The following is a 17,022-nucleotide window of genomic DNA, read 5'->3' as shown; positions in this document are numbered from 1 at the left end:
TGACCGCGGCGATTATACCCGGCCCCGTCGCCCAGCATGACGGCAAGGCACGCCGGGTTCAGCCGGCCGCGCTTTCCAGCACGGCGGCGGCAACAAAAAACGAACCGAAAGCGAGAATGCGCTCGCCGCGGCGGGCCTGCGTTCTTGCGGCAGCCAGGGCCTGGCGCACATCCGGATACACATCGCCGGCCGCGCGCGGCAGTACCTGGTGCAGCACGCCGGCCAGCACTTCGGCCGGCAGCCCGCGCGGTGTGTCTTGTTCGAGCCCGGCCAGATGCCAGTGCGCAATGCGCGCACCCAGCGCGCTCATCACGCCGCCCACATCTTTATCCGATAGCGCACCGTAGACCGCATGCACTCGTCCGCCCGCCTGCGTGTCCAGCCATGCGGCCAGGGCGCGGGCGGCCTGGGGGTTGTGCCCCACGTCGACGATCAGCAGCGGATCGCCGCCCAGCGACTGCAGGCGCGCCGGCGCCCGGGGCAGATGCATGCCGGCCGCGGCGATCCGTTCCAGTTCGTCCGCACGCACTGCCTCCAGCGCATGCAGGGCGCCGATCGCCGCCGCCGCGTTGGCGTATTGCACCGGTGCGGCCAGTTCGGGATCGGGCAGGCTCAGACGGGTGCCGTCCCGGTGCAGCCATTCCCAGCGATGCGGGGAACGCTCGACGCGGAAATCCTGCCCAGCCCGCTCGACGCGCGCACCGCAGGCGGCCAGCGCCTGCAGCAGGCCGTCCGGCGGATCGAGTTCGCCGACGATCGCCGGCCGCTGGCGGCGGGCGATGCCCGCCTTCTCGCGGCCGATGCTGTCGCGATCCGGCCCCAGCCACTCCACGTGGTCCAGATCGACGGTGGTGATCACGACCGCATCGGCATCGATCACGTTCACCGCGTCGAGGCGACCGCCAAGCCCCACTTCCAGCACCGCGACATCCAGCCCGGCACGGGCGAACAGATCGAATGCGGCCAGTGTGCCGAATTCGAAATAAGTCAGCGGAATCTCCCCGCGGGCGCGCTCGATGCGCTCGAAGCTTTCCACCAGCGCCGCATCCTCGGCGTCGCTGCCGGCGATGCGGATGCGCTCGTTGTAGCGCAGCAGATGCGGTGAGGTGTAGCAGCCCACGTGCTGCCCCGCGGCGGTCAACATCGCTTCCAGAAACGCTACGGTGGACCCCTTGCCATTGGTGCCGCCGACGGTGATCACGCGGTGCGCCAGGGCGGGTGCGCCCATGCGTTCCCACACGGCCCGCACGCGATCCAGTCCCAGGTCGACACCCACGGCGTGGATGCGTTGCTGATAGTCCAGCCAGTCGGCAAGGGTTCGTGGTTTCACGCGGGGCTCCGGGCGCAGGCCCGCGCACCATAAGGGCATCGCGCCCCGCGCACAATCCTCGTGCTTCAGAACAGATGGATGCCGGCGGCGCGCAGCGCCCAGTACATGCCGAGCAAGCTCCAGAAACTGCGCTTCAAGGCTTTGCCGGCGAGGAAGGCGACCAGCAGGCCGACCAGCAGCGGCAGGTATTTATCGAAGGTGCTGCGGGTGTCGTTGACGACGTTCATGGCTGTTCCCTCCCGCACCTGATTGGTGCGGGAAGAATCATCGGCTTTCACTGCCTGCGCAAGCAGGCGCAGGCGTCATCCATCGCATCTGACAGACGTCACGCAGCCTGGCGCAAGCGCAGGGCGTTGCTCACCACCGATACCGAGGACAGGCTCATCGCCAGCGCGGCGAGCATCGGCGACAGCACGATGCCGAACAGCGGATACAGCACGCCGGCTGCCAGCGGCACGCCCAGCGCGTTATAGATGAAGGCGAAGAACAGGTTCTGGCGGATATTGCGCACCGTTGCCTGCGACAAGCCGCGCGCCTGCACGATGCCGCCGAGCCGCCCTTTCACCAGCGTGAGCTGCGCGCTCTCCATCGCCACATCGGTACCCTGCCCCATGGCAATGCCGATATCCGCCGCCGCCAATGCCGGTGCGTCGTTGATGCCATCGCCGGCCATGGCCACGCAGCGTCCCTGCTGGCGCAACGCGGCGACGAGCGCGGCCTTGCCGGACGGCGTACTGCCGGCATGCACCTCATCGATGCCCAACGCCTGCGCCACCCGATTGGCGGTGACGGCATGGTCGCCGGTGAGCATCACGATCCGCAGGCCGGAAGCCTTCAATGCGGCGAGTGCAGCAGGCGTATCCGGCTTGATGCGATCGCTTACCGCAAACAGGCCGGCGAGTCTGCCGTCGACGGCCAGCAGCATCACCGTGGCAGCTTCGCCGCGCAGGGCGTCGGCACTGGCACTAGCCGGCTCATCCACGGCGATGCCGAGTTGCGTCATCAGTGCGAGGTTGCCGAACGCAAGTGTGCGGCCTGCTAGCTGTCCGCTGACCCCGCTGCCGGCATGCACGCGAAAATCGACGACCTCGGCAAACGGCACACCCTGCTCTTTCGCAGCGGCCAGCACGGCCTTGGCCAGCGGATGTTCGCTGGCACGTTCCAGGCTTGCCGCCCAGGCCAGCAAGTCGCTGTCGCGGTAGTCGCCCAGCGCCACAATCCGCGTCAGTGCGGGTTTGCCTTCGGTAAGCGTGCCGGTTTTATCCAGCACCAGCGTATCGACCTTGCGCAGCATCTCGATCGCCGCCGCATCTTTGAACAGCAAGCCGTGCTGCGCAGCGCGGCCGCTCGCCACCATGATCGAAATCGGCGTGGCCAGACCCAGCGCGCAGGGACAGGCGATGATCAGCACCGACACCGCCGCGATCAGGCCATGCGCCAGGCGCGGATCCGGGCCGAACCCCACCCAGCCGGCAAATGCCAGGATCGCCACCGCAATCACCAGCGGCACGAACCACGCGGCAACGCGGTCGGCCATGCGCTGCAGCGGCGCCTTGCTGCGTTGTGCCTGCGCGACCTGCGCCACGATCTGCGCCAGCACGGTGGCGGCGCCGACTTTCTCCACGCGCATGGTCAGCGCGCCATCGTGGTTGACGGTACCGCCGGTGAGTGCATCGCCGGCTTCCTTTGCCACCGGCATCGGCTCGCCGGTGAGCATGGATTCGTCCACCTGGCTGCGGCCGCTCAGCACCACGCCGTCCAGCGGCACTTTTTCGCCGGGGCGTACGCGCAGCACATCGCCTGCCGCCACTTCTGCCAGCGCCACATCGTGTTCTTCGTGGCCCACGATGCGCCGCGCCGTTTTGGGGGCCAGTCCCAGCAAGGCCTTGAGTGCGGCGCCGGTGCGGCGGCGTGCACGCCATTCGAGAAAATCGCCCAGCGTCACCAGCGTGACGATCACCGCCGCCGATTCGAAATACACCGCGACGCGGCCGTGCATATCGCGAAAGCCGGCGGGAAAGATCGATGGCGCCGCAAATGCCGCCATGCTGTAAAGCCAGGCGACGCCGGTGCCGATGGCGATCAGCGTGTACATGTTTGGCTGCCAGGGACGCAGCGAACGCCAGCCGCGTGCAAAAAACGGAGCACCGCCCCATAGCACGACCACACTGGCCAGCGCGGCTTCCAGCCAGCCCGCGGCACCAGTCCAGGCGATCGGCAACGACATGCCCAGGTGCGGCAGCATGGCCAGCACGAACACCGGCAAGGTCAACGCCAGCAGCGCCCATAGCCGCGCCTGCATGCTGCGCACCTCCGCGCGGTCGTCTTCATCCAGGCTGGGCATCATCGGTTCCAGCGCCATGCCGCATTTCGGGCAATCGCCCGGACCTTGCTGCTGCACTTCCGGATGCATCGGACAGGTATAGATCGCACCGGGCACGATCGGCGCAGGCGCGCGTGGCTGCAGATACAAGGAAGGATTGGCGATGAACTTCTGCTTGCAGCCGGCGGCGCAGAAGTGATGCACATGACCCTCGTGCTCAGCGTGATGCGGCGTGGTGGACGGATCCACCGTCATGCCGCAGACCGGATCCTTCGCCGTCGCCTGCCCGGCATGATGCGCGTGTGCTGGCATGGATATCGCCAACGCAGCGGGGGTAGCTGCCGCGTAGCGCGCAGGCTCGGCATCGAACTTGGCCTTGCAGCCGGCACAGCAGAAATAAAAGGCTTGTCCGTGGTAGTCGCTGCGATGCGTGGCGCTGGCGATCGCCACGCTCATGCCGCAGATCGGGTCACGCGCCTGCTCGGCCTGGGCGTGGCAGCACGATCCCTGCGCGCTCATGCCTGCGGCTCCTCGCCCGCCAGTGCGCGCAGGATCGGGCACTGCTCCGGATCGCCGCGTCCCGGGCAGGCCTCGATCAGTTGTTCCAGCCCCTGGCGAATGCGCGTGAGTTCGGCGATGCGCGCATCGATGCTGGCCAGGCGTTGCTCGGCGCGCTGCTTCACTTCTTTCACGCCGCGATGGCGATCCGCCGACAGACCCAGCAGATCGCGGATTTCCTCCAGCGTGAAACCCAGTTCCTTGGCGCGGCGGATAAAGCGCAGCCGGCCGATCACCGACTCGTTGTAGCTGCGATAGCCGGAGGCCCGCCGCAGCGGCTCCGGCAGCAGGCCCTCGCGCTCGTAGTAGCGGATGGTGTCGATCTGTACGCCGGCGCGCTTGGCGACGGCACCGATGGTCAGGCTGTGGCTTGGTGTGTTCATGTGCAAAGTCTAGAGCCTTGATCTAGGTCAAGGGTCAAGCGGATCGGCGTTCCGCCGGAAAATCACGCTGTTACGCCGTTCATTTTCCAGCCAGCTACGCTGCGAGCATCCCGGTAACCTTGCGCCTCCCTCAGGGCGGACCCTCATGCACACCGATACAGAGCTACATACGCGCGCCTCGCTTCCGCTGGCGCCCTCGCTGGACCCTACCCTGGCCGCCGCGCATATGCCGCGGCAATTCCGCCCGCTCGATCGCCGCGTGCTGTGGATCAGTTTCGTAGCCATGTTGCTGGGCGCCTGCGTGGCGGGCGTGGCGAAGCTGCTGACCGCGCTGATCGGCATGGTCACCAACCTGTCGTTCTACGGCCGCTGGAGCACCGAATTCTCCAGCCCGGCCGGCAACCACCTGGGCCTGTGGGTGATCGTGGTGCCGGTGATCGGCGGCCTGATCGTCGGCGTGATGGCGCGCTGGGGTTCGCGTGCGATCCGTGGCCACGGCATTCCCGAGGCGATGGAACAGGTGCTACTCAATGAGAGCCGGATTCCGCCGCGCATCACCTGGCTCAAGCCCGTGTCCTCGGCGGTGGCGATCGGCACCGGCGGCCCGTTCGGCGCGGAAGGCCCGATCATCGCCACCGGCGGCGCGCTCGGCTCGCTGATTGCACAGCTGATGCACGTGACCGCCGATGAGCGCAAAACCCTGCTCGCCGCCGGCGCCGCGGCCGGTATGGCGGCGGTGTTCTCGGCGCCGATTTCCTCGGTGCTGCTGGCGGTGGAACTGTTGTTGTTCGAACGCCGCGCGCGCTCGCTGATTCCGGTGGCGCTGGCCGCCACGGTGGGCACCGGCATCCGCTTCATCCTGGAAGGCAACCAGCCGATGTTTCCGATGCCGGCGATGGCCACGGCCACCCTGCCCGCGCTGGTCACTTATATCCTGCTTGGGCTGTTGGTCGGCGTGGTCAGCGTGGGCGTCACCAAGCTCACCTACGCCATCGAAGACGGTTTCGAAAAGCTGCCCATCCACTGGATGTGGTGGCCGGCGCTGGGCGGCATCGTGGTGGGCGTGGTCGGCTATTTCATGCCGCTGACGCTGGGCGTGGGCTACACCAATATCGCCTACGTGCTGGCCGGGCAATTCGGCCTGGGCACCATGCTCGCGCTGTGCCTGCTCAAGCTGGTGTCGTGGTCGATCGCGCTGGGCAGCGGCACCTCGGGCGGTACGCTGGCGCCGTTGTTCACCATTGGCGGCGCCCTGGGCGGCGTGCTCGGGCTGACGTTGACCCACGTTGCGCCGTGGCTGCAGATCGATTCGCGCATGGCCGCGCTGGTCTGCATGGCGGCGATTTTTGCCGGCGCTTCGCGCGCGTTCCTCACTTCGGTGGTGTTTGCCTTTGAAACCACCCAGCAGCCGCACGGCCTGCTGCCGCTGCTCGGCGCCTGCGCCGCGGCCTACCTGATTTCCGGTCTGCTGATGCGCAACACCATCATGACCGAGAAGATCGTGCGCCGCGGTGTGCGCGTGCCGTCCGACTACGCCGCCGACTACCTCGACCAGATCTACGTGCGCGATGCGTGCAGCAAGGAAGTGGTGAGTTTGAAGGCGGAACAACGCATCGGCGATGTGCGCGCGTGGCTGGCGGCGGAAGGCGCCAAGAGCAAGCACCAGGGTTTCCCGGTGATCGGCGGCGAAGGCAATGTGGTGGGCGTGATCACCCGCCGCCAGCTCTACGACGTAGCCCAGTCCGACGACACCCTCGTGCAGGCGCTGGTCGCCCGCGCGCCGCTGGTGGTACGCGAAGACCATACGCTGCGCGAAGCGGCCGACCATATGGTGGAGTCGCAAGTCGGGCGCCTGATCGTGGTCGGCCGGAAGGCGCCGCATCGCATGGTGGGCATCATTACGCGCGGCGACCTGCTGGCGGCACATGCCAAGCGCCTGAAGGAAGCGCGCGAAACTTCGCGTCATCTTGGCGGGCGCAAGCCGGCTGCCTCGTAATCCACATACGTTTTGGGGCAAGCCTGCCCGGCTATGCGAGAGCGTTCGCGCTCTCGCATTTTTTATGCGGCATGACCCGGAGAGAAGGCGTTGCGCTGGCATCCCCATGCCCACGCTGCCGCAAGACAGTCATTCCTGCGAGAACGAAAGTACTCGGCCTTGTGGCGCGAGGAATCCATTTTGCGCTGAGGCATAACGTCAACACGGATTCCCGCTTTCGCGGGAATGACGGCGATGAGGCATCGGGAGATTGCCGGCATCACGACCGCTGGAACCACGGGCTCGATGCCTCGGGCGTTACCGGAATACCGGGGCCGACAGCACGCGCGAACTAAACCAGCGCGTCGTCCGCTGCGACAAAACCGCCGGTCTGCCGCTGCCACAGCCTGGCATACAAGCCGCCATGCGCGATCAACTCCGCATGCGTGCCGGTTTCCACCACCAGCCCCTTGTCCATCACCACCAGCCGGTCCATTCGCGCGATGGTCGACAGGCGGTGCGCAATTGCGATCACCGTCTTGCCTTCCATCAGCACTTCCAGACTTTCCTGGATCGCGGCTTCCACTTCCGAATCCAATGCGGAGGTGGCTTCGTCCAGCACCAGGATCGGCGCGTCCTTCAACAGCACGCGCGCAATGGCGATGCGCTGGCGCTGGCCGCCGGAGAGTTTCACGCCGCGCTCGCCGACATGCGCGTCCAGGCCGTGGCGATTTTCCCCGTCGATCAAGGTGGGAATGAACTCATCCGCGCGCGCCTTGCGGACCGCTTCCCACAACTGGGTTTCGCTGGCGTCAGGGCGGCCGTACAACAGGTTGTCGCGCACCGAGCGATGCAAGAGCGAGGTGTCCTGCGTGACCACGCCGATCTGCGCGCGCAGGCTGTCCTGCGCCACGTGCGAGATATCGGTGCCGTCGATGCGGATGCGGCCGCCTTCCAGGTCGTACAGGCGCAGCATCACGTTCACCAGGGTGGACTTGCCCGCACCGGAAGGACCGACCAGGCCGATCTTCTCGCCCGGCTGCACCTGCAGGTTCAGGCCGGCAATCACGCCGCCCTGCTTGCCGTAATGGAAATGGATGTCTTCGAAGCGCACTTCACCGGCCACCACTTCCAGCGGCATGGCGCCTTCGCGGTCCTGCACGGCGCGCGGCTGGGAAATGGTGGTGATGCCGTCCTGCACGGTGCCGACATTTTCGAAAATGCCGTTGACCACCCACATGATCCAGCCGGACATATTGTTGATGCGAATCACCAGGCCGGTGGACAGCGCAATCGCCCCCACGCTGACCTTGCCTTCGCTCCACAGCCACACCGCCAGCGCCGAGGTACCGACAATCAGGAAACCGTTGAGCGTGGTGATGGTGGCATCCATCGCGGTGGTCAGGCGGGTCATGCCGCGCAGCTTCTGGGTCTGCTCTTCCAGCGCCTCGGCCACATACGCTTCTTCGCGCTGGGTGTGCGCAAACAGCTTGAGCGTCAGCACGTTGCTGTAGCCGTCCACAATGCGGCCCATGGTCTTGGAGCGCGCCTCGGAGGCCAGCCACGAACGCTGGCGCGTGCGCGGAATGAAGAGGTACAGCGAGCCGACATAGAAAAACAGCCACACGATCAGCGGCACCGCCAGCCACACATCCGCCTGCGCGAACATCACGATGGCGCTGCCGGTATAGATCGCCACGTACCAGATCGCATCCACGATCTGCACGGCCGATTCGCGCAGCGAGGCGCCGGTCTGCATGATGCGGTTGGCGATACGGCCGGCGTAGTCGTTCTGGAAGAAACCCAGGCTCTGGCGGATCACATAGCGGTGGTTCTGCCAGCGGATGCGGTTGGTGAGATTGGGCACCACCGCCTGGTTGATCAGCAGGTCGTGCAGGCCGATGAACACCGGGCGCAATACCAGCGCCACGAAGCCCATCCACAGCAGCTCGTGCCCATGCACCTGGAAAAAGTTCGGGCCGGGCACGCCCTTGGCCATGTCCACAATGCGGCCGATAAACCCGAACAGCGACACTTCCACCAGCGCCACGCCCAAGCCGATCACGGTGGCCGCGGCAAACACCGGCCAGACCTGGCGCAGGTAAAACACATAGAACCGCCACACGGACTTGGGCGGCATGCTGTCGACCGGTTCCTTGAAGGCGTCGATCAGGGATTCGAACCAGCGAAAGATCATGGCGTCCTGTCCGTATGAGGGCCATCGGCTATGGAGCATCGATCCGGCACTATAACAGCGCTGTACAAGCGCTTACGATTTATCACGCTTCCTTCGCATGGGGCTCGTTCGCGCATTGTTGCCGGTGTCACATGCGAACCGTCCCTAGCACATCCGCCTGAACGCCGACTGCCCCCGCACCGCCAATATGGGTCAGGGCAATTGACCGTCCGGCACGTCATTCGGATCATGCCGGCCATGCCACATACCCTTATTCGTCCGTTTCTGATCCTTTCGCTCGCACTGGGCCTGGCCCTCGGCGGCTCGCATGCCCGCGCGCAAAGCCCCGCCTCGGCCAATACCGCACCGGCCAGCGCCAGTTCCACGCAAGACCCGGCGCAGGCGCTGAGCGGACTGAACAAGCAGCTGGATGCGATCAAGACCACGCTGAGCAATAAATCGGTGGACAACACCGCCCTGGCCGATCTGCGCAAGCAGACGGGTGTACTGCAGCAGCAAGCTGGCCAATGGGTGGAAACGCTGACCCCGCAGATGGATAGCGTGCAGTCGCGCCTGACCGTGCTCGGGCCGCCGCCGGCAGCCGGTTCACCGCCGGAAACCGCCGCCGTCAGCCAGCAGCGCCGCCAGCTCGAACGCGACAAGAGCAAGCTGGACAGCCAGATCAAGCAAGCGCAGTTGCTGAGCCAGGATGCCGCCAAGCTCACCACCGAAATTGCCGAAACGCGCAATGTGCAATTCCAGACGCAACTCGCCCAGCGCGCCGATTCACCGCTGAGCATCCATTTCTGGTCGGACCTGGCCAAGTCGTTCCCCGATGACCAGGCGCACGTGAAAGAACTCGGCGCACTGTTTGCCGAGGGCGTCGGCAACGCCTGGCTGCCGGACAATCGCGCGCCGTTCCTGCTGTGCCTGGTCGGTGCGCTGCTGTTGATCGTGCCGGGACGCTGGCTGGCCGAGCGCATTGCCTTCGTGCTGGCCAGCCGCTTCATGCCGGAAGGACATTTCCGGCGCAGCGCCCTGGCGGTGATCTTCACCCTCACTGTCACGCTGTCGATCGGGCTGGCCTTCTGGCTGCTGCACCAGGGCCTTAACTGGAACGACACGCTGGATGAGGATATCGACGGCCTGGCGCAGTCGATCGTGCGCTCGGCCTTCTTCTCGGCCTTCGTGGCGGGTCTTGGGCGCGCGCTGATTTCGTTCCGGCATCCGTCCTGGCGGCTGCCCAACCTGATGGATGCCACCGCGCATGCCTTGCGCTGGTTTCCGTGGCTGCTGGGCGGCGCGTTCCTGCTGCTGGGTGTGCTCGAACATTTGAACAGCACTGCCGGCAGCAGCCTCGCCGCGGCGGTGTGCACACGCGCCGTGCTGGCGTTGCTGATCAGCGGCCTGGTCGGCGCCGCGCTGTTGCGCGTGAAGCGCATCAAGCGCAGCCATGAGCACGGGCACCAGCAGGCCAAGCATCCGCTGTGGGTCGGCGCGCTGGCCGGCCTGGCCACGCTGGCGGTAGTGGTCGCGTGGCTGGCGGTATTCAGCGGCTACATCGCCTTTGCCTTCTTTATCTCCTGGCAGATGCTGTGGATCGGCATGATTGTCGGCTCGCTCTACATCCTCACCCATCTGCAGCACGACCTGTTCGAAACCCTGCTCACGCCCAAGGGGCGCAGTGGGCAGAAACTGCAATCGGCCTTCAATATTTCGCCGGGCACGCTGGAGCAATCCTCCACCGTGCTGTCGGCGGTCTGCCGCGTGCTCTTGCTGCTGGTGGCGGTGGGCACCTTGTTGATGCCGTTCGGCGGCGGCCCGAACGATCTGTTCTCGCATATCGGCAATGTGTTCGTCGGCCTCAAGGTGGGCCAGCTGACGATCAAGCCGGGAGCGATTTTCAATGCGCTGATCGTATTCATCGCCGGCTTGCTGGTAACGCGCGTGATCAAGCGCTGGCTGTCGGAACAGCTGCTGCCCAAGACCAAGTTCGACCTCGGCATGCAGATGTCGATCGTCACCTTGCTCAACTATGTGGCGGTGGTGATCGTGTTTGCGCTGGCGCTGAAAACCGCCGACGTCAGCCTCGAAAGCCTCACCTGGATCGCCAGCGCCTTGTCGGTGGGTATCGGCTTCGGCCTGCAGGCGATCGTGTCGAACTTTATTTCCGGCCTGATCCTGCTGGCCGAGCAGCCGGTGAAGGTGGGCGACTGGGTCAGCATGTCCGGCGTGGAAGGCGACGTGAAGCGCATCAATGTGCGCGCCACCGAGATCCAGCTGTGGGACCGCTCCACCATGATCGTGCCCAACTCGCAGTTCATCACCCAGAACCTGCGCAATGTGACCCATGGCAATGCGCTGGGCCGGGTGAAAATCACCTTGCCGATGCCGCTGGGCACGGATGCGGCGAAGATGCGCCAGATCATGATGGATGCGCTGAACGAGAATCAGGCCACGCTGGAAACGCCCGCGCCGTACGTGCGGCTGGACGATGTCACCAGCAGCGCCATGAGCTTCAGCGGCGTGGCTTATGTGCACAGCCCGCGCGATGCCTCGGCGGTGAAGAGCGACCTGCTGTTCGACATGCTGTCGCGCCTGGAAAAAGCGCAGCTGCCGCTGTCGACGCCGCAGAGCATGATCGTGCGCAACCTGGGCCCGTTGGGCGACGACAGTCCCGCCGCACCCGGACAATAGCCATGGGCATGCTGCGCATCGTCCCGGCCCCGCCGCTGGCTTCGCTTATCGAAGCCATCTGGGACTGGGAGATGCCGGCAGGCGCCTTCCGCTACGAGCGCATCCTGCCCGATCCCTGCACCGGCCTGATCATCAACCTGCTGGAAGACGAGACCCGGGTCTATCGCGACGACCATACCCGTTACTGCGAGCGTGCTTCCGGCAGCGTGATTGGCGGCCCTTACCGGCAAAGCTGGCTTATCGATACGGCCGAGCAAGTGCGCGTGATGGGCGTCAATTTTCGCCCCGGCGGAGCCCATGCGCTGATCGGCTTGAATGCCGAAGAACTCGCCCGCTGCGATATCAATCTGCAGGACCTGTTCGGCGCAACGGCACGCCGGCTGCGCGAGCGGCTGCTGGAAACCAGACTCCCGTCGCAACGCGTGGCCGTGCTGGAACAATGGCTGCGCCAGTTGACGCCCGAACCGTCGTGCGATGCGGCCATCCTGCATGCGGTAGCCGCGCTGGGGCGCATGCCGGATGTACCTTCCATCGCGCAGCTGCAGCGCGACAGCGGCTATTCGGCGCACCGCTTCGGCCTGCTGTTTCGACGCCATGTCGGCATGACCGCCAAGCAATACGCGCGATTGATGCGCTTCCGCGCCGTGGTCGACCTGGCGCAGCCGGCCGCACGGATCGACTGGGCGCGCATGGCCGCCGCAGGCGGTTATTGCGATCAGGCACACCTGGCCCACGAATTCCGCCGCTTTGCCGGCATCACACCCTCTGAATTTGCGGCGCTGCGCGGCCCTTATCTCAACCACCTGCCGCTCTGACCCGCGCGCAAAAAAATCTACAAGACGGCGCCGCGCCGCCGGCTTAGGCTTGGGCAACCTTCCAGCAAGAGGCCATGCCATGACCCAGCCCATCCACGGCAGCACCATCATTCCCTGCCTGCGCTACCGCAACGCCCATGCGGCGATCGATTGGCTGTGCAAGGCGTTCGGCTTCGAAAAGCATGCTGTCCACGAAGACGAGCACGGCCGCGTGATGCATGCGCAGCTGACTTTCGGTGCCGGCATGGTGATGCTCAGCGATGCCAGCCCCGACGGCTTCGGCCAGCATATGGCGCAGCCGGATGAAATCCAGGGCCGCGAAACGCAATGCGCGGCGGTCACCGTGCGCGACTGCAAGGCGCATTACGAGCGGGCAAAGGCCGCGGGCGCCGTGATCATCGACGAGTATGCGGAAAAGGATTACGGCGGCGCCGGCTATGGCTGCCGCGACCTGGAAGGCCATATGTGGTGGTTCGGCAGCTACGATCCGTGGCGCACGCCGTAGATAAAAAAACGGGCCGGCATAAACCGGCCCGCTGTCGAAATGACCCGTGCTTGCATTACATCAGGAACACTTTTCACCCTTGGCGGCGTGGTAGCCGGCAGCTTGCGCATCCGACGTGCTCATGTACTTGCCCTGCTTGGTGGTGCCATACCACTTGCTGCCCTGGCAGTGATACGCCTTGGTCTTGGATCCGGTGTTCACCCATACCTGGCCAGGACCACCGCCGGCAGCCGGCGTGGCGGCCGGTGCGGACTTCGATGCTGCCGTCGACTTGCTGGCGGCGGCAGGCGCGGCGGCGGCGCTGGACGCCGAGCTGTTGCTGCTCGCGCTGCTGCTGCCGGCGCTGCTGCTGCCCGAACTGGAGCCGGCCGCACTGGTGGCCGACTTGTCGATGCCCTTGTGCCCGTGGCAGGCACCCTTGGTGGTGGTGACCGACTGCGTCGTGCCGTCCTTGCAGGTTACGGTGGTGGTGCTACCGGCGGCCGGTGCGGCTGACTGTGCATAGACTCCCGGGGCAGCCATGAACGCGGCCGCCAATACTGCGATCAACCCAAATGATTTCATCGTGATTCCCTCCAGCTTGAAATGCCCCGATGCAGGAAGCGCGCCGCCCATGATGAACGGCGTTCCCGCCGTGCCGCCTCGGCAGAAACGACACCCCCAAACGCCAGTCACCGACGACGTTTGCGGCGGTAACTATGCCTGAAAATCAGATTTATCAATACGCCGACGTACGAAAGTGCCTAGCCAGTCACGGGGACTGGCTGGCGGACGCCGGCTGCCTGGCACCCGGGCGGGCCACACCGTACATGGCCCAGCTGATCTGCCGCAGCAATGCAAAGGAATCGTCACCTTCCTTATACAGATCGAAATGGGTGCGGCCCGGCACGAAGCGGAATTCGGCATGGGCGTGGAGACCGTCCAGCACGGCCTGCAGCCGGTGCGCGGCACCGTCCAGGTAGAAGGTATCGGCGGTGCCTACGTAAAGATGGATCTTGCCATCCAGGTCCGGCTTCAGCGCCGGCCAGTTTTCCTGCAGACGGTGCGCGATGTCGTAGTGATCGTGCCAGTACGCCACCACCGCCGGATCGACATCGCCGGTATCGCGATCAAACATCGGCTGCGGGCGGCCATCTTTGCCGCGCGGCGAGAACACCCATTCGAACGAGGCCATCTGGCCGCCGTAAGGGCCGAGCACGCGCTCGATCTTGGCGAACTGCTCGAAGGTTCCCAGCACCTTGCCCTGGTCGCGCACCAGCGGCCACGGCGTGCCGTCCGGCTTGCGATAGACGTTGGCATGCGGCGCGTACAGATCCGGTCCGGTGAAGTCGTGGAAATCGCTGGGATCGGGCGAGGTGGACCAGGTACCGCCGAACACCGCGGGATAACGCGTCTGCAACCACAGCGTGGCCCAGCCGCCGGAGGAATGGCCGTTGAGGAAGCGGCCGTTCGCACCGCCGTCCATTTTGTAATGCGCTTCCAGATACGGAATCAGTTCGGTGGTAAGCGCCTGGCCCCAAGGTCCGTTATTGACCGAGTCGGCGAACTCGTGCGTGCCGGTGGCGCTGGACTCATCCAGAAACACCCAGATCATCGGCGGCATCGCTTTGCTGGCCATGCCGTTTTCGACATAGGCCATGACGCGTGCAAAACGATCGATGTTGCCGGTGAAACCATGCGTGTAATACACGGTGGGATAGTGCGCGGCGCCTGCAGCATCGTAGCCGGGCGGCAACAGCACCCGGCCCAGCATATGGATGGGACGCCCCCAGAATGCCGACAGCGACGGGCTGACAAAATCCACCAGCTGCGAATGTTCGCGCGCTGCGGCGGCGCCGTCGCGCAGCTGCTGCGGCATGGACGCCGGCAATTGCCACGGATCCCGCGCCGGCACCGTCTGGTCGAGGCTAAGGCTGGGAATCTCGCTGGACGGCAGGTGCACGTTCACCACGCTGCTGACCAGATCGCCCGCGCTGCGCCCGGAATAGTTGTAATCGTGATGCACGTCCAGCACTGCCTGCACGGCATAGTCGCCGGGCGGCAGTTTCGACCACGCGCTGGGGAACGCCAGCCGGTCGGCATCGATATCGACCATCTGCCCCGGCACCAGGCGATCGATATCCTCCGCGGCAATCGCCGTTCCGTTGGGATGGAACGGGTCGGCATCGATGTCCGTCACCGGACCGCCCTTGGATTGCGCCTTGGCCGCCGTCGCATCCATGGCGAACAGCAGCAGGCGTCCCGACACTGGCTGCGTTTCATGCGCGCCAAGCTGCACGTGGAAGAAGCGGTGCGTGGGAACGCTCGGCACATCCTGTCGCGCCCATCCGCACATGCCGGCCAGCAGGCCGGCGCCAAGCAACGCAGCCAAGACAAATTGACGTTGACGCATGAATATCCCCTATGAACTTGCGTGAATGTCCAGTCCGATCGAACCCGTCATGCCCTACCCGCCGACCTGCCCCATCCCGTCATCCCGGCCTGCGCCGGGGTGACGGGGCCAAACATTACGGCGGCCCCGCGCATGACCGGCTGTTCAATCTCAATCGGCCTTCGCCTCTTTCAGCGGCACCAGGCGCAGATCCTGGAAGTCGAAGCTGAAATCGGTCAGCGGCGAAATCGGCTGCATGCGCACCTCGCGCACATGGCCATCGTCGTCGAGCGCGAAATTGACGAAGGCATCGGCGTTCAAGGCGCGGTCGTCCCAGCGCACGATAAACACATCGTGCTGCCACGGCTCCATGGTGCCGATCAACTGCCTGGTCTTGCTGAAGCGCAGTCGCAGCTTGCCGCCTTCGTCGCTGATCACGATGTCGCCGTACCACGGGTCGCGGTAGGTGCCGGCATAACCGGCCAGCGGCAGCGAAGGCTTGCTGCCTGCATTGCGCTCGGCTTCATGCTTTTTCCAGCTGTCGTCGGCATCGCCATGCGCGTGCTGCGTGGCCTTCTCGTACACCGCCGTCCAGTCAGTCTTGTTGGCGGCGTTGAGGTAGGCATCGAGCACCCGGTAGGTCACCGCATTGAAGGCGGCGCCGGATTCCTGGTTGGTCAGCACCACCACACCAAGGTTCTGCCCAGGCACCAGGGTCAGGCGCGAGACCATGCCCGGCCAGCCGCCGGTATGCCAGACCAGTTTCTGGCCGTGGTAATCGCTGAGAAACCAGCCCTCGCCATAGCCGGAGAAATTCGGCATCAGCGGCTGCAGTTCCGGAATCGGCGGCTTGCTGACCGGGATCGGGGTCAGCACCGTCCACATCTGGTTCTGGCTGTCCTGCGAGAACAGGCGGCGCGGCTTGCCGCTGGCGTCGTTGCCGGGCAATACGCCGCCGGCCAGCTGCACGTTCATCCATTTGGCCAGGTCGTGCACGCTGGCATAGATGCCGCCGGCACCCGGGTCGTTGAGCCAGGCCATCGGCGGCACCGGCTTCAGATCCTTGAAATCGAACAGTGCATGGCCCATCGCGTAGTCCATGCCCGGCTTCAGATAGGTCATGTCGATCAGCGATTCGTCCATGCCTACCGGCTGGAAAATATGCTGGCGCACGTAATCGGCATAGCTCTGGCCGGAGACTTTCTCGATCACCAGCGTGGCCACTGCGAACAGGATGTTGTCGTAGGCGTAGTGGCTGCGGAAACCATTGGCGAGCGGCACCTTGGCCAGGCGCTCGACCACGTCCTTGGTGGTGTAGCTGGTCGGCGGCCAGTACAGCAGATCGCCCGCGCCCAGGCTGAGGCCGCTGCGGTGCGCCAGCAGGTCGCGCACGCGCATCTCATGCGTCACATAGGGATCGGACATCTGGAACCACGGCAGATAGTCCGTCACGCGCGCATCCATATCCACCTTGCCCTGCTCGGCCAGCATCTGCAGCGCGGCGGCGGTGAAGGCCTTGGTATTGGAGGCAATTGCGAACAGCGTATGCGCGTCGACCGGATCGGGCTTGCCGGCTTCGCGCAGGCCATAACCCTTTTCCAGTACTACTTTGCCGTCCTTCACGATCGCCACGGCAATGCCCGGCACCTTGAAGGTCTTGCATACGTTGTCCATGTACGCATCGAAGTCCTGCAGCATCGGCGGCAGCGCGTCCGGTGCCGGCTGCACGGTCGCCGCATCCGGCGCGGGAGCATCCGCCATCGACCAGGCCGGCGTCGCCGACGCAAACACCAGCAGGGCGCCGCATCCGGCCAGACGCAGGGACAAAGAAGAGAGGGCCATGAGGACTCCGGGCAGGGCAAAGCGGCAGTCTAGCTTGCCCAGCCCTT

General features: G+C 65.4%; 13 protein-coding genes. 5 read left to right on the top strand and 8 right to left on the bottom strand.

Annotated features, from left to right (window positions below; all coding sequences use genetic code 11):
* Positions 1–58: 58 nt before the first annotated feature.
* The 4 genes from folC to IGX34_RS20190 form a co-directional block, all read right to left on the bottom strand.
* On the bottom strand, positions 59–1,369 hold the full coding sequence (folC, locus tag IGX34_RS20205; protein WP_192557556.1) for a bifunctional tetrahydrofolate synthase/dihydrofolate synthase: 1,311 nt from the start codon (positions 1,367–1,369) through the stop codon (positions 59–61).
* Between the two features lie 26 nt (positions 1,370–1,395).
* Positions 1,396–1,557: a hypothetical protein gene (locus tag IGX34_RS20200; protein WP_192557555.1), complete on the bottom strand. Its 162-nt coding sequence runs from the start codon at positions 1,555–1,557 to the stop codon at positions 1,396–1,398.
* Between the two features lie 98 nt (positions 1,558–1,655).
* Positions 1,656–4,172, bottom strand: coding sequence for a heavy metal translocating P-type ATPase (locus tag IGX34_RS20195; RefSeq protein WP_192557554.1), 2,517 nt, complete (start codon positions 4,170–4,172; stop codon positions 1,656–1,658).
* On the bottom strand, positions 4,169–4,594 hold the full coding sequence (locus IGX34_RS20190; protein ID WP_192557553.1) for a MerR family DNA-binding protein: 426 nt from the start codon (positions 4,592–4,594) through the stop codon (positions 4,169–4,171). The genes IGX34_RS20195 and IGX34_RS20190 overlap by 4 nt, the downstream gene beginning before the upstream one ends.
* 226 nt (positions 4,595–4,820) lie before the next feature.
* On the opposite strand from IGX34_RS20190, the gene IGX34_RS20185 reads away from it, so the two are divergent.
* Positions 4,821–6,590: a chloride channel protein gene (locus IGX34_RS20185; protein ID WP_192557629.1), complete on the top strand. Its 1,770-nt coding sequence runs from the start codon at positions 4,821–4,823 to the stop codon at positions 6,588–6,590.
* Positions 6,591–6,921: 331 nt separating this feature from the next.
* Here the strand turns inward: IGX34_RS20185 and IGX34_RS20180 are convergent, their stop codons facing one another.
* The gene (locus IGX34_RS20180) at positions 6,922–8,763 is read right to left on the bottom strand and encodes an ATP-binding cassette domain-containing protein (protein ID WP_192557628.1); all 1,842 of its coding nucleotides are present in this window, start codon (positions 8,761–8,763) and stop codon (positions 6,922–6,924) included.
* Between the two features lie 240 nt (positions 8,764–9,003).
* On the opposite strand from IGX34_RS20180, the gene IGX34_RS20175 reads away from it, so the two are divergent.
* The 3 genes from IGX34_RS20175 to IGX34_RS20165 all read left to right on the top strand — a co-directional run bounded on the left by IGX34_RS20175 (position 9,004) and on the right by IGX34_RS20165 (position 12,762).
* Complete coding sequence (locus tag IGX34_RS20175; protein ID WP_192557552.1) at positions 9,004–11,442, top strand: DUF3772 domain-containing protein; 2,439 nt, start codon at positions 9,004–9,006, stop codon at positions 11,440–11,442.
* A 2-nt stretch (positions 11,443–11,444) separates the two neighbouring features.
* A complete protein-coding gene (locus tag IGX34_RS20170) occupies positions 11,445–12,257 on the top strand; it encodes a DUF6597 domain-containing transcriptional factor (RefSeq protein WP_192557551.1) in 813 nt (270 codons plus the stop codon).
* Positions 12,258–12,336: 79 nt separating this feature from the next.
* Positions 12,337–12,762, top strand: coding sequence for a VOC family protein (locus IGX34_RS20165; RefSeq protein WP_192557550.1), 426 nt, complete (start codon positions 12,337–12,339; stop codon positions 12,760–12,762).
* Between the two features lie 60 nt (positions 12,763–12,822).
* Here the strand turns inward: IGX34_RS20165 and IGX34_RS20160 are convergent, their stop codons facing one another.
* Positions 12,823–13,284 (bottom strand): hypothetical protein, encoded by a 462-nt coding sequence (locus tag IGX34_RS20160; RefSeq protein ID WP_225737650.1) that lies wholly within the window; start codon positions 13,282–13,284, stop codon positions 12,823–12,825.
* On the opposite strand from IGX34_RS20160, the gene IGX34_RS20155 reads away from it, so the two are divergent.
* On the top strand, positions 13,283–13,468 hold the full coding sequence (locus IGX34_RS20155; RefSeq protein WP_192557634.1) for a hypothetical protein: 186 nt from the start codon (positions 13,283–13,285) through the stop codon (positions 13,466–13,468). The two genes, IGX34_RS20160 and IGX34_RS20155, sit on opposite strands and share 2 nt — an antisense overlap.
* 45 nt (positions 13,469–13,513) lie before the next feature.
* Here IGX34_RS20155 and IGX34_RS20150 read toward each other — a convergent pair whose 3' ends face one another.
* On the bottom strand, positions 13,514–15,154 hold the full coding sequence (locus IGX34_RS20150; protein WP_192557548.1) for an alpha/beta hydrolase: 1,641 nt from the start codon (positions 15,152–15,154) through the stop codon (positions 13,514–13,516).
* Between the two features lie 150 nt (positions 15,155–15,304).
* A complete protein-coding gene (locus IGX34_RS20145; RefSeq protein ID WP_192557547.1) occupies positions 15,305–16,975 on the bottom strand; it encodes a serine hydrolase in 1,671 nt (556 codons plus the stop codon).
* Between the last annotated feature and the right edge of the window lie 47 nt (positions 16,976–17,022).

The organism is Dyella acidiphila, from assembly GCF_014863405.1.
Taxonomy (GTDB): Bacteria; Pseudomonadota; Gammaproteobacteria; order Xanthomonadales; family Rhodanobacteraceae; genus Dyella_B; species Dyella_B acidiphila.
The sequence above is the reverse complement of the archived record's forward strand: the minus strand, read 5'-3'. Positions and strand labels throughout refer to the sequence as shown.